This window comes from Spiroplasma endosymbiont of Clivina fossor (assembly GCF_964031115.1).
Classification (GTDB): domain Bacteria; phylum Bacillota_I; class Bacilli_A; order Mycoplasmatales; family Nriv7; genus Nriv7.
The window spans coordinates 892,645-907,355 of record NZ_OZ035006.1; the positions used below are offsets into that span (position 1 = coordinate 892,645).

Below are 14,711 nucleotides of genomic sequence, written 5' to 3' on the forward strand. Positions count from 1 at the left end.
AAATTAAATACAAGTGAATTAATAATGTTGGTATGTATTAAAGCACGATAAATTATGGGTGGTCGCCATAACCGAAAGAAGTTTACCAGTTAATAGATAACATCCTATTAGCTATAGCAATTTGTTTCGTTTTGCAATAAAAAAATGAATGGGTGGATTTCCTAAAAATATACACGCTATTAAATTAGTTCCAAGGGTAGGATGCGGATATTAAAGTGTAGAAATTTCTATATAGGGGTATGCTAAGTTTAAAATTATTAAAATCTTTATCTAATTAAAAAACAAAATTTACTAACAAAGCTTGTTAAACACTTAAATCTGCGATATATAAGTGTTTAAAAAACTAAGTTAACTAAAACTTAGTTAATATAACTTAGTTTATCTATAAGAAAGGTAATTTATTATGAAAAACATTGAAAACATTTTCTTAAATACTAAGAAATATCTTTTAAAAGAAACACAAAACGCAATGTTTATTAAAGCACCAAAAATTCCATGATTTAATGAACAAATCGGCATTTGGTTTCCAAAGCGATTTGTTTATAAAGGAAAATATGAAAATTCGATTTGCATCGGAATAATAAAAGATAGTAAATATCAAATAATTTCAATTAATCAAAAAGAAAATGAAACCAAATTAATTAAGGGGCAAGAATTATTAAGTTTCTTCATTGCCGAAAAAGAAAACAACAAAAAAGATATAAATTATAACTATTTTAAAGGAGTTTAAAAATGAATATTGCGATTGGATTAATATTTATTATTATCAGCATCATGCTATTAGCATATTTTGCTTATAAAATTTATGCCAAAATAAAAATTAGAATTAAATATAAAAATGCCATTAAAAATAATACTGGTAATTTCACGAAAGACGAAAAAGTATTTATTGCTCGTTTTGAGGAATGAGTTAAATCTCCTAATTCAAAAGAAAATAACGCGGATAAAAAATAATGTTTTGAGAAATTATTATGGAATTCTTAAAACTGTTTATTCCGATAGAAAAAATGCCTGCACAAGTTGCGTTTATTGCCGGATTAATTATTATCATTACTTTTCTTTTCGCATTAATTTCAATTATGTATTTACCAATAAAAATGATTTTTGGGAGATAAAAAATGACAATAAACTTAAAAGAATTTAATTGAGAACAAATTAAACAAACTTTCTGAGATTTATTTATTCAAATTACAACTATTCCGGCTCACATTACTGGTGGTAAAGAAATTAAATTAAACGAAGCGCCACTTTGACTTTTAATAGCAAACATTGCTTTTTGATTCTTAACAGCGATTATGGTGTGATTTATTCTAATGCTCCTTTGAAAAACCATATCAGTATTTAGATAGGGAAAAAATTAATGTCAAGAAGTTACATTCTGATGCATTCCCAAAGAAATTCAAAATTAATTAGGAAAAAATACAATCGTGTTAAGGTTAACCGTGGTTTTAACAAATTTAAGAAAAACTTTGAATATAAATGATGAATGTTTTAAAAAGAAAGGGGGTGATTATATGATTGGAACTTTCTTAACAGAAGTACCAGCAGTAACAAAGATAACAGCTAGTGACGCGATGACTAAATTATGAAATGCGATTATAACAGCGTTTACTAAAATGTGAGAAATTATTGCTGTTAATATGCCACAAGTCGGTAACTTCTTTGCTGACTACTGAATCTTCATTTTTCCATTTATTTTGGCAATATTCTTTATTTGCTTTAAAATGTTTGAAAAATTACTTGGAGCAGTACGCTAACAAAAAAATAAAGTGAGGTGCAAGATGAAATTTTGCAAATGAATAATAGAAAAAAATAACCATTTTATTGAATTGAATCGCACCTCATTTTTAATTTTATGACATTGCGGAGCAATTTGATATATTTACAACGGTTATTTTAAAAATATTGTAAGCTATTTATTTTTAGCAGGTTGTATTTTAATTTTTCTTTTTAAAATCGGTAATTTAACACAAATTAACAAAGTTATTAATTTCTTAAAAAATTCACCATTAAATATTGTGATTGGTTCATTAGGAACTGGAAAAACTGCTTTTCTAGTATATGCATCAAAATTACTAAAAAAGAAGAAATATCACATCGCATCAACATTTCCATTACTAGAAACCCAAAAATTAAGTTTAGGTCATATGGGATTATTAGATTTTGATTATCCGGTATTGCCAGACAAAACCTTACTTTTATGAGATGAAACCAACTTATTTTTAGAAGGTACTGATTGAGAAAAAAATAATACCAAAAACGAGGAAACCGGTATCCAAGAATATTTCGCTCTGGCACGGCATTTTGGTCATATTGTTCTGGCTAGCGGTCAAAGAGATAAACATATTTGAGTTAAAGTTCGTGATATTGCCAATAATGTGATTGTGGGAATTCGCAAAAAAACCGTTAATATTTTTCGGCCCTACTTAAAAGTCATCTATGGTACCTTTACGAGCATTGAAGAATATGAACGCTGACGAAACACCTTAATTGATGCTAAAAATAGCAAAAAAGGTCGTCGCATTAAATACCGTGATATCCCTGAACTTGATATTTATTTTTTTAAACTAAAAATTCCTTTACCAATACTTAACACTTACAATTCTTTTTACCTAGCTTTTTTAAGAGATTACTTAAATGCAAAAGTAAATCCTGACTATGAAGACAAATACTATACTGACACAGCAATTGATTTAGAAGATTTAGAATATTTAAAAATGGATAAATTTAGCAAATTTTTAAGAAAAATGAAAGAAAAGGAATAATAAAAAATGGAAAATCTCGCAAAAATGGCCGACTTTCTCGCTCAAATGCTTTATAAAGTTTTTGACTTAATTTGAAGTTTAGAAGTGCCAGGAACAAATATTCAATTAATATTTCCTTTGTTCTTAACGCTGGCTGTAGAATTTCTTATGGCAATTATTCTTGGATTTGGTAGTCAACAAGTTAATTTAGAAAAACAACGCCAATATGCGGTTAAAAATAAAGGGCGGTTAAGTGCGTGAGGAAAAACTAAAAAACAAATAAAACCAATAAATCCAAATAAAATTAATTGAAAACAAAGAAATAAAAAAACAAAACAAGGTAACTAACGATGTTTAAACTAATTATTATTTTTATCTTAATAACTGTTCTTGGACTATTAGCTGGTAGTCATTTTGAAACTTTAACAAACTATATTAGCGAAGGCCTTGCGAATTTCCAAAAGTTTATTACTAGCAATTTAACAATTTTAGAACTATTTAAACCAATGGCTCGGACATTTTCACAACATCCAATCTTCACCATTCTTGGCGTTACTTGTGTACTGATTGCCTTATTTATTGTGATTAAAGGTAGATAAAAAAATGGAAAAATGAACTAAAAAACAAGAATTAGAAATAGAAAATGACAAATTAAAAATTGTTAATGTCATATTAGAAAATAGTGTTAATACTCTTAAATACATAAATAATGGAAAAAAATAAATAAATTTTAGAACTAGAAAAGCGAAATAGTGTTCATATAGATGAGAAATCAGAACTAGTTATTGAAAATGAAAAATTAAAAATTTTTAAACACGAAAGGAAAACTAAAATGAAAAAAATTTTAGGCAAATTATTTAAAAAAGATAATTCAAAAGAAAAAACGCCATTAAGATTAAGGATTAAAAATTCTTTTAAAAAGCAGTGGTTAAAAGTATCATTAAGTATCATTTTCATCTTTATAAGCTTATTAATTTGTGCATTAACAGTAATCGATACTAAATGAATAACCGGAACAAGTGACGAATTTAATAATTTTATGAATGAAGAGATGGTTAAATTCTTTGGCAAGTTCAATAGTGGTATTATGCTAGCAGGAATATTTGTTTTTTGATGAGGCGGAGCAATATATTTTGCAATTAAATTTGAAAAATTAATCCGCTTTATTATTCAAAAAATTAAAGAAAAAAGAACAATGAAAAATAAAATATTTTAAAAAGGAGTGATAAAAATGTTTATGAAAATATTTACCGTGCTAACTATTAGTTTCAATAACATTTTTACTATTCCCCAAAATATTAACAATGATAAAACAACAGTAAATTCACTAATTAGAAACAAAAGACAAAATAATAAAGTTTATGATTTTGAAATTAGAAACTTAGAAAAAATAAGATTTTTAACAGAAAGGCAAGACCATGACCTTTTAAAAGTTGAGATAAGAACAGAAGATAATATAAATGCAAATATAGATAAACAATTACCAAATTTAAAAAATGTAAAAATTTTTAGTTTAGAGTTTAATGCAGAGCTTGTAAATAACAGAATTAAACAAAAAGACTTTCAAAAAATAACAAATACTTATGGAACAAAAATAGATACTCCGGGTTTAAATTTTTATACCTGAATGATTAGTATACCCAATAAAACAATAAGAATTAAAACACAAGGAACAGAATTACTAACTTTTGAGCATGGTAGTACCAACAATTATAGATTAAATAATACAAATGATTTTAATATAGAAATTGAAAAAGACAGTACCGACATTGATTTACCAATAACAACTACTAAATTTGATGGTAACCACAAATACAATGATGTTATTGATAACCTTGATTATTTAATGATTCATCGCGGTGATTTTGACAAATTTAATTATTCTTATCTTTATTGAACACCAGTATTTAATTTCATTGACACTTTAGAAAAAGGTTACTATAAAGAATTCACCATTAAAAATCATGGTTTTAAAGACGAGAGCTATTTTTATCACAAGACTTCAACTATTTTACCAAACTCAGAAATAATCGACCCTACAAATGCAACCAAAATTGAAGTTATCAAAAAAATTAAAAAAAGACTTAATGAAACAATTAACAATCTTACTGGCGTAAATAATGCAATTGAAGGCATCGACTATAATACAGAAATTAAAGATAACGACAACAATTACTTAGATGATAGTGCTACTTTTGATTTAACAACAGATAATGTTGCTGACAGAACATTTACCGTTAAATTCGCTGCAATTGAAACGAGTACACAATTGCAAGGAACAAATACGATTAAAATGGTCATTCCGAAACAAGAGGATACCAACGATAATGTCCTTAAAATTAAGGCATTTAACAAAACTCTAATTGCTGGAAATAATTATTTACAATTATTACACGGTGAAACTGAAATCTGAAAATATGACACTGAAAATGCTAACGATTATTACCTAATTAAGTACCTTTTTGGAACATTGAATTATCTTAATGTTAAATTTAGTTTTCTACGCTATGACCCTGAATTAAGGAACGATATTTACCTTTATTTTAAAAACAACATTCTTGGTATTAACAATAATGATTACAAAAATATCTTTGACGAAATTTATGAAATCCTTGGTAATTTCTTTGCCAGTTTATTTTATGCTACTTTTGATATGGACGAAAAAACTTATACCGAAATTGATTTTAAAGGAGTAGATGATTACAACAAAAATTACTTTATTCAAATCGGTTTCTTTTATCGCTCGTTAATTACTTTTTATCCCAAAAAATATTTTATTAACATTACTGGAAATTCAGAATTACTACTAAGAAGTTATTTCTTTACTTTTGATAAAAAAACGCACCAAGAGAATTATAATGCCATTAAAAATAAAAATAGTATCTACCAAATTGACTTTAATGTGCTTAAATCCTACGACAATAAACTTATTACCTTGCCAATCAACAATACTGCTAACAGCATTAATTATCTCAATACCGATATTGATATTCGCTACGGTATTAATATTTTTACGCTGACTTTCCCGCTTTATCACAAGGATAACACCTATAATTACAATTTTAAAATTTATGACTTTAATGTCTTAAATTCCACGGCCTTTATTCCTGACGGTTCAACCAACTCAGAATGGGATGACCTAATTCCACCACCAAATTGCAAATATTCCGGGCGGTGAATACCAACCTTTAACGATATTGGTTGTGCTATTCAAAATGCTGGTATTAAAATGCTAAACTGAATACTAACAGCTTCACAAATAATTACCATTTTACGGCCGTTAGCAATCATTGCAAAAGCAACAGTTAATTTTTCAACTGCTATTTTTCCAGTTTTTAAAACAGTACCAGCTTTTTATTATACCTTTCAATTTCTAATTGGTTTTGCCATTTTTCTAATGATATTAAGGATTTTCGTGTAATATATATATATATATATATATTGAAAAAATAAAGTAATAAAGGAATTAAAATAATGAAAATTTTAAATATAATAACTCTTTCCGCATTAACAATATTACCAGTAATTGGATGTTCTAAAAAAGCAAGTGAATCAGTAGAACAAAAAAATAAAGATAACGAAAACAAAGTTTATGATTTTGAAATTAGAAACTTAGAAAAAATAAGATTTTTAACAGAAAGGCAAGACCATGACCTTTTAAAAGTTGAGATAAGAACAGAAGATAATATAAATGCAAATATAGATAAACAATTACCAAATTTAAAAAATGTAAAAATTTTTAGTTTAGAGTTTAATGCAGAGCTTGTAAATAACAGAATTAAACAAAAAGACTTTCAAAAAATAACAAATACTTATGGAACAAAAATAGATACTTCGGGTTTAAATTTTTATACCTGAATGATTAGTGTACCCAATAAAACAATAAGAATTAAAACACAAGGAACAGAATTACTAACTTTTGAGCATGGTAGTACCAATAATTATAGATTAAATAATACAAATAATTTTGGAATTGAAATTGAAAACCCTTAATAATTAAATTTAAAAACTGTTAAAATTACTACCCTAAAAGGTGGTTGTCTATGATGACAATACTCTTAAACAACTAAGCAATTTTTCTTCTTTTTATTTTGTCAGAATAAAAACCAGTAATTTTAGTTAATTACTGGTTTGAACATTTTTTATTTTTACAAGAAATTTAAACTTGTTGTGCTTGTTTCAATTAAAGTTATTGTTCTAAATAGCTAATATCGTTTTTATAAAACCTTATACTATAGTAGTAACTGTATTTGTTCTTACCGCCCCCTCTCTTTCTAATGAAAATAATGCTTCACCGTTAAATGTTATTTTATCATTGTTTTTATCTATAATAATTTCATTGGGTAATAAACTATATTTTTGTAAAATTTGCATTACTTCTGTAATTGATAATGTAATTATTTGTTCTTTATTGTTATCATCAATTATTTTGGCAGTAATATTTCCTGTAATTTTTTGTTTTAAATTTAATATAACTTTAGATGTAATTATTCTTACTGGATAAGTAATTTTTAATTTTTCATTGGGATTAAGTTCAAATTTATCAGCGGGTTCCTTAAAAATACTTAAAATCATTTCTTGTTCTTGTTTATTTGTGTTTGATAAATCAAATTCATTTGATAATACATTAATGATTTCAGAATTTCTATTATTTATATTTGTAAAATCTGTTAATTTCATTTCATCATCAGAATTTATGTTTCAACCATTTAATTTATTTTCTTGTTTTGTTTTAGTTAATCCTGTTGTAATTTGAAATACTAATTTTGATTTCGAATTATATTCACAAGCAGGTACATTAAATGATCTTGTATTTGGAGTTTTATTGATAATTTCTCTATCAGAACATACATTTTTAGGAACATTAGATCATAAAAATGAATTTTCTTTTTTTGTTATTTCAATATCTGAAAAATTTAAATTATTAGTATCAATATAATTTATTTCCTTAAATTTTAAATTAGGATTTTCGTTTCGAAATTTAAAAAATAATGCTTTTTTAATCAATTCATTTAAATTAATAATTTTATTTTGCCCATTATCAATTGAATAATGTATTTTTATATTATTATTTAAATTATTTTTTATTTTTAATATAGCTGAATTTTTTGTCTTGTTAATAATTTCTAATTGTGAAATATCTAAATCAGGATTTAAATAATTTAATTCACTTAAAATTACATTATCAGAATTATTATTAATTTGTCCTAAATTTGAATTTAAATAGTATCCACTATACTCATAAACATTATGGTCTTGTGAGCCAAAATATAATTTATGGTTAAAAACAACCCCAGAAGACAAAACTTCTCCTTCTGTTCTAAAAACAACTTTTTGTTGTCCTGTTGCCGGATCATATTCATAAACATTATGATCTTTTGAACCAAAATATAATTTATTGTTTAAAATTACACCAGAAGATCATACTTCCCCTTCTGTTCTAATAACAATTTTTTGTTGTCCTGTAGTAGGATCATACTCATACACATTATAATCTTTTGAACCAAAATATATTTTATTATTTAAAATAATTCCACTAGAAAAAACCGCACCCTTTGCTATCTTAATAATTTTTTGTTGTTCTGTAACAGAATCGTATTCATAAATATTACTGTCTTCTGAACCAATATATAATTTATTGTTAAAAACAACCCCAGAAGAAGGAAGTCATCAATTTGTTCTAATAACAATTTTTTGTTGTCCTGTAGTAGGATCATACTCATACACATTATAATCATCTGAACCAAAATATACTTTATTATTTAATATTACACCAGAAGAATGAATGTTAGCTTTTGTTCTAATAACAATTTTTTGTTGTCCTGTAGTAGGATCATACTCATAAACATTATGATCATCTGAACCAATATATAATTTATTGTTTAAAATAATTCCACTAGAAAATCAAACTTCTCCCTCTGTTCTAATAACAATTTTTTGTTGTCCTGTGACGGGATCATATTCATAAACATTATGATCTTTTGAACCAAAATATAATTTATTGTTTAAAATTACACCAGAAGATCATACTTCCCCCTCTGTTCTAATAACAATTTTTTGTTGTCCTGTAGCAGGATCATACTCATAAACATTATGATCATCTGAACCAAAATATATTTTATTGTTTAATAATATTCCACTAGCAAAAACTCCGCCATTTGTTTTAATAACAATTTTTGTTCTATTTATTTTATTATTTTCATTATTGCTTCGTTTTTGTCTTTTATTATTTATATTTTCTATTTTTTCTTGTGTTGGAGTTGGATACGGACTATTGGCAACAATGCCCGACATTCCGCTTCCTGCTATTGTTATTGTACTTAATAAACTAAGTAATTTTTTCATATTAATTAAATCCTTTTCATGAATTTTTGCTAATTAATAAATTTTTATAGTAATCACTCGACCCTTTCTTAAATTTATAAAATTTAATTAATACAAATTAATTATAAATAATTAAATAAGAATTTTTATCATTTTTTCAGAATATTGAATACTAATTCTAGAAAAAATTATCATTAAAACAAAAAAATAATCAAACCAAATTAAACTTTATTAAAATTAATACCAAGAAAGGTGGTTTTTCTATGTTAGAAATTAATAATAATTTAAAAACCCCAGAAAATAAGCATTGATTAAACTTATTTACAACCCATAAAAATATGTACACCAACAAATGTGAACAACTAGCTAATGAATACGAAAAATTAGATGAATACCTATATTTACATCATTATCGGTTAAAACAAGGTTATAAAGTAGTTCATTTTGCAACAAGAACAATTATTACAATTTTTGGTGATGTTATTTTTAAACGACGCCGATATAAATATTGAAATCAAAAATCAGGTAAATTTGAATATGTATGTTTATTAGATAAAGAAATTGGTTTACTGCCCAAACAACGCATTTATTTTGATGTCCAATTTAAAGTTTTAAGTCTTTTGGGTGATGGTAAACGCTATCGCGATGTTTTAGATGCTCTAAATCATTGTTATATTTCAAAAGCTAGTATTTCGAATGTTTTAAATAAATATGATATTGCTGAATATTTTCAACTAGCAGAAAAAGAAACTAAAAATAGAATTGATGTCAAAAATAAGAATTTATATATTCAACTAGATGAGACATTTTTAGCGACATTAGATCAGAAAGTTAAACAAGACCAGAGAATTCGTTTAGTTACTTTTCATACCGGACATAAAGAAAAAAATTATAAAAATGCTCGTAGAGAATTAGAAAACAAACGAGGTCATTTTCTAATGTTAAAAGTTGGTAAACGAATAAATACGATGGATTATCGTGATTTATTAATTAAAGAATTACAAAAACATTATGTGAATATTAATTATGACAAAATAATTGTTTGTGGTGATGGTGATACTTGAATTAGAGAAATTGCTAATAGTTTCGGTAATGTTAGATATATTTTAGATGGTTATCACGCTATTAAAAAATTAAAACAAACGGCATTTAATATTATTTTTGAAAATCGCAAAGTAACATTAAATAGTTGAATTAAATTATATAAGGATGGAAATAATCAAAAATTAATCAAAAACATTCGTAATGATGCTAAAAATGAATTAAATAAAGATATTAAAACAAATTTAAGAAAGGCGAGTAATTATTTCAGTAATAATAAGCATGGTATTCATAACCAAAATTTAGAATGAAATATCGGTTGTAGCATTGAAAGTGATGTATCGCATTTAGTAAAACAACAATTAGGCTATGGGGCAAAAATATATAATCATAAGAATTTAAATAATTTATTACATTTAAGAATGGCAAATTTAAACAAATTAAATGTATTACATTACATTAATGAAAATATTAATTCAGAAATAGAAATCAGAAAAGAAATATATAAAAATTCATTATGAAATAAATATAATAATAAAAATGACGATAGTTGAATTAATTATAAAGGTAATGCTGTAACAAATAAATATAATAGATTTAAGTAAGTAAAAATATTTAGTGAAAATTTAATAAAATTAATAATTTTTTATTGTGTAAAAATTCAATAATATGATAGAATGGTAATGAATAAAAATGACAATAACAAGAAAGGCAGGGTTAGTTTAGTAATTAAATAATATAATTAGCTGATTGTTTTACTTCTTCAAAACAATACCTAAGAAAACTAAACGCGACCATTTTGGATTTATAAGTGTATTTGATTTTAAAAATAACTTATAATCATGAGTACTGCCATAACAAAAATCTACTGAAATAATTTTATTGTTAAATAAATCAATAATTATTTGCGATTTTAATAGACTTCTTGCAAAATTAATATGATAATTATAATTTTTAAATTTAAAATAAATATAAAAGTGTTATTAAAATAATTTTTAGATTATTTTTACAAATATTTTGTCATTAAAACATAATAAAAATTATTATTTACAATAAAAAAAGACTGAAATTTTAAATTATCAAATATATTTAAACTAATAGTTGTAAATTATAAATTGAAGCTATTAAATTAAATCTTAAAGCAAATCTTTTTCTACGATTTCGATATTTTTCACTAATAATTTTAAATTTTTTAAGTATAGCAAAAACATTTTCAATAACAATTCTCATTTTTGAAATTCGCTCATTATTTTGCTTTTCTTCTTTATTTAAAGGGTTTTTCTTTGATTTTCTTTTAGGAATTAAAACATTATGATTAATTTTTTGTATGCCTTGATAACCTAAATCCACTAAAACAGTTGTTTCTGGTAAAAATTTAATTTTTGAATCTTTTAAAATTTTAAAGTCATGGTTTTTACCATAAGAAAAATCAGAACTAATAATTTTTTTACTATCTTTTTCAATTATAACTTGTGTTTTTATTGTGTGTTTTTTCTTTTTTCCTGAGTAGTGCTGTTTTTGTCTTTTTTTGGGCGTTGGATTTGGCTTTCAGTTACATCAATTATAACAGTCTTATCTTTGAAATAATCTTTTAATAGTGATTTTTGACCAGTAAGTTGTTGAAAATTAGGGTGTTTTATTAAAGTGTCTTCAATTCATTTGATATTTCTATAACAACTACTTTCACTAATATCATAACTTTTTGCAATATGAAAATAAGTTCTATATTCTCTTCAATATTCTAAAGTCATTAAAATACGATTTTCTAATGATAATTTATTGGTTCTTCCGCGACGAAATCTCTTTTTTAATTCTTCTATTTTTAAAATTTCTAGCATTTTATTAAAAGTAGTATGTTTAATACCAGTTAATCTTAAAAAATTTTTATCACTTATTTGATTATTTTTTTTAAATTTCATTTAAATTCCACCTTTTTATTAAAAACAACAATTCAATTATATTTTAAATTAATTTTGCAAGAAGTCTATTTAAATTATGAACAATGAAATTTATTGATTCAAATTTCATTGCTGGGGCAATCTAGTAAAACAATTTCTCGTTTTATTAAAACTACATTAAAAACTGCTTGATATAATCGTCAAAAATTAATGAAATCAAAACAATTAGAAAATACCCAATTAAAATTTAAAAAATTATCTGGTAAAATCCAAATCGATGAAACATTTATTAAAGAAATCCATAAAGGAAATTTCAAATATAAAACTGATCCACGAAGAATTCACCTTGACCCATTCGCAACTAATACTAAATGCTGTATTCAAATGGCAATTGATAATAATAACAATATTTATGTTAAATCCACAAACACCAAACGTTTACAAAAACAATGAGTTATTGAAAATATGAACAAAGAATTAATTAACGAAAATTCAATTATTACTTCCGATATGCAAAAATTATATTTTTTAGTAGCAAAACAAACAAATTCTACTTTATGTGTAACTAAAACAACAATTAATCCTGAAGCTAGTTATCGTAACTTAAATAAAATCAGTAAATTACAATCTAGTCTTAAAGAAGCCTTAATTCATTATCATGGTTTAGGTTTTACTAATATTCAAAATTATTTAAATCTCTGAAAATGAAAATACCAACATAAGGGTTTAACTCCAAACCAACAAACAGCGGTATTATATTTTAATGTATAAAAAAAGTTAAAGTAAAAATAGTAATTTTACATAAAAGCCTTTTAAAATTATCAAGTTGATGATTTTTTTTATTTTATCAAGAGTTTTCGACAAAATTAAAAAGAGTTTTCGACAAAATTAAAATCTAAGTATAGTATAATTGGGTAATAAACGAGTAATCGGCAATCGCGAGGGTCAGAATGAAAGATATTGATAAATTTTCTAATAATAAAAAATATCTTACTTGATTTAAAAAACTTGGTCAAGTTTTTAAAAGTATTTTTATTGGTAATACTGTTAATAAGAAAATTTTGCGAAATTATTTATATGCTGTTTTGATGGGAACAATTTTATTAATGACACCTTGAGCTGTTAGTAAAACTTATCAATGAGATTTTTTAACAGCATTGTTTACTGCTTCAAGTGCATTTTCTGATACTGGATTAAGTTTAATATCGCCAGCTAAAGACTTAACTTTTTTTGGTCAAATTGTTTTATTGTTGCTAATTCAAATTGGTGGTATTGGAATTATGACTTTAAAGATTATTTTGTTTATTGTAATTGGAAAAAATATTAGTATTGAAGAAAGAATGCTTTTGCAAACAGAAAGAGGTAATACTAAACTTGGGGGTACTGTCCAGTTAATTAAAAATGCTTTTTATGTTTTAGCAATTGTGGAAATTACGGGTGGTGTGATGTTATTTTTTTATTTTTATTTTACACCGATTGATTATTTAGATTCTTTAAAATCACAATCAATTAATTCAATTATTGAACTATTAGGAAAATCGTTTAACACGCCAGATAAATTTAAAGAAATGTTAATTACTAAGGTTTCTGATTGAGAAAATTTTGTTACTGCGGGCAAGGAATTTCCTAATGAATTAGCACGAATTATTAATGGTGTTACTAATAAATATGATAATAATGCTGTAGGGTTTTTACAAATAATTGATAATGATTATTTGCAACAATTAATTATTAAGAATTTTAATGTTACCTATCGAAATTTTGGTAGTAGTTTTTGATCAGGGATTTTTCATTCGGTTTCAGCAACTAATAATGCTGGTTTTGATATTATTGGTCCTAATTCTTTAAGTCCCTATCGGACACAATATTTTGTTCAAGTAATTTTTTTAGTTCAACTGATTATTGGTGGTATTGGTTATCCTGTTTTTTATGATTTAAAGCAAAAGTCGGTGGCGCGTTATCGGGGTATTAAAGTTAATTTTTCATTATTTACTAAAATAAGTGTGATATACTATTTTTCAATTTCTTTTATTGGTATTTTAGCAGTAATTTTGGTTGAATATTTTGTGCCAACAAAGCTTAGTAATACTTTTATTAATGGTGGTATTAGAAATGTTACTAATACTAATGCTGAAACTTTAATGGCGATTATTTTTAATACTTTTTCAACAAAAAGTGCTGGATATAGTACGATTGATATTAGTTATTTTAAATCGTCCTCAAAGTTTATTTTTTCGATTTTGATGTGGATTGGAGCGTCACCTAGTTCTACTGGTGGTGGAATTAGAACGACAACGCTAGCATTAGTTATGGTGAGTATTATTGCTAGTGCGACACGAAAAAATAATATTAATATGTTTAAAGCTAAAGTTCCTAATGAGACAGCAAAACGTGCCACAGCAGTTTTTATTATGGCGATTTTAATTGTCTTTTTGGCGTCTTTAATTATTGTTAGCGAAAATGTGCAGGTGCCGATTGTTGAGGCTTTGTTTATATCTTCGTCGGCATTTGGAACGGCAGGTTTAACAATGATTCCTGATTTTGGCCTAAGTTTTTCTGATTATGGTGTTATCAGTAAATTATTTTTAATTAGTTTAATGTTTATTGGTCAATTAGGAGTATCAAATACTTTATTATTAGCAGCAAGAAAAAATGAAATTGAACGATTTGCATATTTAGAACAAGATGTGCCTATTGGTTAGGA

The 14,711-nt window shown here is 25.0% G+C and carries 16 protein-coding genes; 13 read left to right on the top strand and 3 right to left on the bottom strand.

Annotation, left to right across the window (positions count from 1 at the left end):
• The first annotated feature begins 403 nt into the window (after window positions 1-403).
• The 10 genes from AAHM82_RS05460 to AAHM82_RS05505 all read left to right on the top strand — a co-directional run bounded on the left by AAHM82_RS05460 (window position 404) and on the right by AAHM82_RS05505 (window position 6,737).
• Entirely contained in the window at window positions 404-730 is a 327-nt protein-coding gene (locus tag AAHM82_RS05460) for a hypothetical protein (RefSeq protein ID WP_215826298.1), read from the top strand.
• A 2-nt stretch (window positions 731-732) separates the two neighbouring features.
• Window positions 733-954, top strand: a complete 222-nt coding sequence (locus AAHM82_RS05465; protein WP_342263355.1) for a hypothetical protein — start codon at window positions 733-735, stop codon at window positions 952-954.
• A 164-nt stretch (window positions 955-1,118) separates the two neighbouring features.
• On the top strand, window positions 1,119-1,349 hold the full coding sequence (locus tag AAHM82_RS05470; protein WP_342263356.1) for a hypothetical protein: 231 nt from the start codon (window positions 1,119-1,121) through the stop codon (window positions 1,347-1,349).
• 78 nt (window positions 1,350-1,427) lie between these two features.
• Complete coding sequence (locus AAHM82_RS05475; protein ID WP_342263357.1) at window positions 1,428-1,757, top strand: hypothetical protein; 330 nt, start codon at window positions 1,428-1,430, stop codon at window positions 1,755-1,757.
• Window positions 1,758-1,781: 24 nt separating this feature from the next.
• Entirely contained in the window at window positions 1,782-2,765 is a 984-nt protein-coding gene (locus AAHM82_RS05480; RefSeq protein ID WP_342263358.1) for a hypothetical protein, read from the top strand.
• Between the two features lie 6 nt (window positions 2,766-2,771).
• A complete protein-coding gene (locus AAHM82_RS05485; protein ID WP_342263359.1) occupies window positions 2,772-3,092 on the top strand; it encodes a hypothetical protein in 321 nt (106 codons plus the stop codon).
• A 2-nt stretch (window positions 3,093-3,094) separates the two neighbouring features.
• Window positions 3,095-3,343, top strand: coding sequence for a hypothetical protein (locus AAHM82_RS05490; RefSeq protein ID WP_215826579.1), 249 nt, complete (start codon window positions 3,095-3,097; stop codon window positions 3,341-3,343).
• A 233-nt stretch (window positions 3,344-3,576) separates the two neighbouring features.
• Window positions 3,577-3,960 (top strand): hypothetical protein, encoded by a 384-nt coding sequence (locus AAHM82_RS05495; protein ID WP_342223520.1) that lies wholly within the window; start codon window positions 3,577-3,579, stop codon window positions 3,958-3,960.
• Window positions 3,961-3,975: 15 nt separating this feature from the next.
• A complete protein-coding gene (locus AAHM82_RS05500) occupies window positions 3,976-6,165 on the top strand; it encodes a hypothetical protein (protein ID WP_342263360.1) in 2,190 nt (729 codons plus the stop codon).
• Between the two features lie 53 nt (window positions 6,166-6,218).
• Window positions 6,219-6,737 carry a hypothetical protein gene (locus AAHM82_RS05505; protein ID WP_342263361.1) on the top strand — a complete coding sequence of 173 codons (519 nt, stop codon included), beginning with the start codon at window positions 6,219-6,221 and terminating at the stop codon, window positions 6,735-6,737.
• A gap of 234 nt (window positions 6,738-6,971) precedes the next feature.
• Here the strand turns inward: AAHM82_RS05505 and AAHM82_RS05510 are convergent, their stop codons facing one another.
• Entirely contained in the window at window positions 6,972-9,089 is a 2,118-nt protein-coding gene (locus AAHM82_RS05510) for a PQQ-binding-like beta-propeller repeat protein (protein ID WP_342263362.1), read from the bottom strand.
• 242 nt (window positions 9,090-9,331) lie between these two features.
• Here AAHM82_RS05510 and AAHM82_RS05515 point away from each other — a divergent pair, with 242 nt between their 5' ends.
• Window positions 9,332-10,714: an Mbov_0401 family ICE element transposase-like protein gene (locus AAHM82_RS05515; protein WP_342263363.1), complete on the top strand. Its 1,383-nt coding sequence runs from the start codon at window positions 9,332-9,334 to the stop codon at window positions 10,712-10,714.
• Window positions 10,715-11,198: 484 nt separating this feature from the next.
• Here the strand turns inward: AAHM82_RS05515 and AAHM82_RS13600 are convergent, their stop codons facing one another.
• Both AAHM82_RS13600 and AAHM82_RS13605 read right to left on the bottom strand, forming a co-directional pair.
• Window positions 11,199-11,591: a transposase family protein gene (locus tag AAHM82_RS13600; protein ID WP_342264845.1), complete on the bottom strand. Its 393-nt coding sequence runs from the start codon at window positions 11,589-11,591 to the stop codon at window positions 11,199-11,201.
• Complete coding sequence (locus tag AAHM82_RS13605) at window positions 11,588-12,028, bottom strand: transposase family protein (protein ID WP_342263396.1); 441 nt, start codon at window positions 12,026-12,028, stop codon at window positions 11,588-11,590. The genes AAHM82_RS13600 and AAHM82_RS13605 overlap by 4 nt, the downstream gene beginning before the upstream one ends.
• Before the next feature lie 54 nt (window positions 12,029-12,082).
• On the opposite strand from AAHM82_RS13605, the gene AAHM82_RS05525 reads away from it, so the two are divergent.
• Window positions 12,083-12,778, top strand: coding sequence for a transposase (locus AAHM82_RS05525; RefSeq protein ID WP_342264764.1), 696 nt, complete (start codon window positions 12,083-12,085; stop codon window positions 12,776-12,778).
• A 179-nt stretch (window positions 12,779-12,957) separates the two neighbouring features.
• On the top strand, window positions 12,958-14,709 hold the full coding sequence (locus tag AAHM82_RS05530) for a TrkH family potassium uptake protein (RefSeq protein WP_342264765.1): 1,752 nt from the start codon (window positions 12,958-12,960) through the stop codon (window positions 14,707-14,709).
• The last annotated feature ends 2 nt before the right edge of the window (window positions 14,710-14,711 follow it).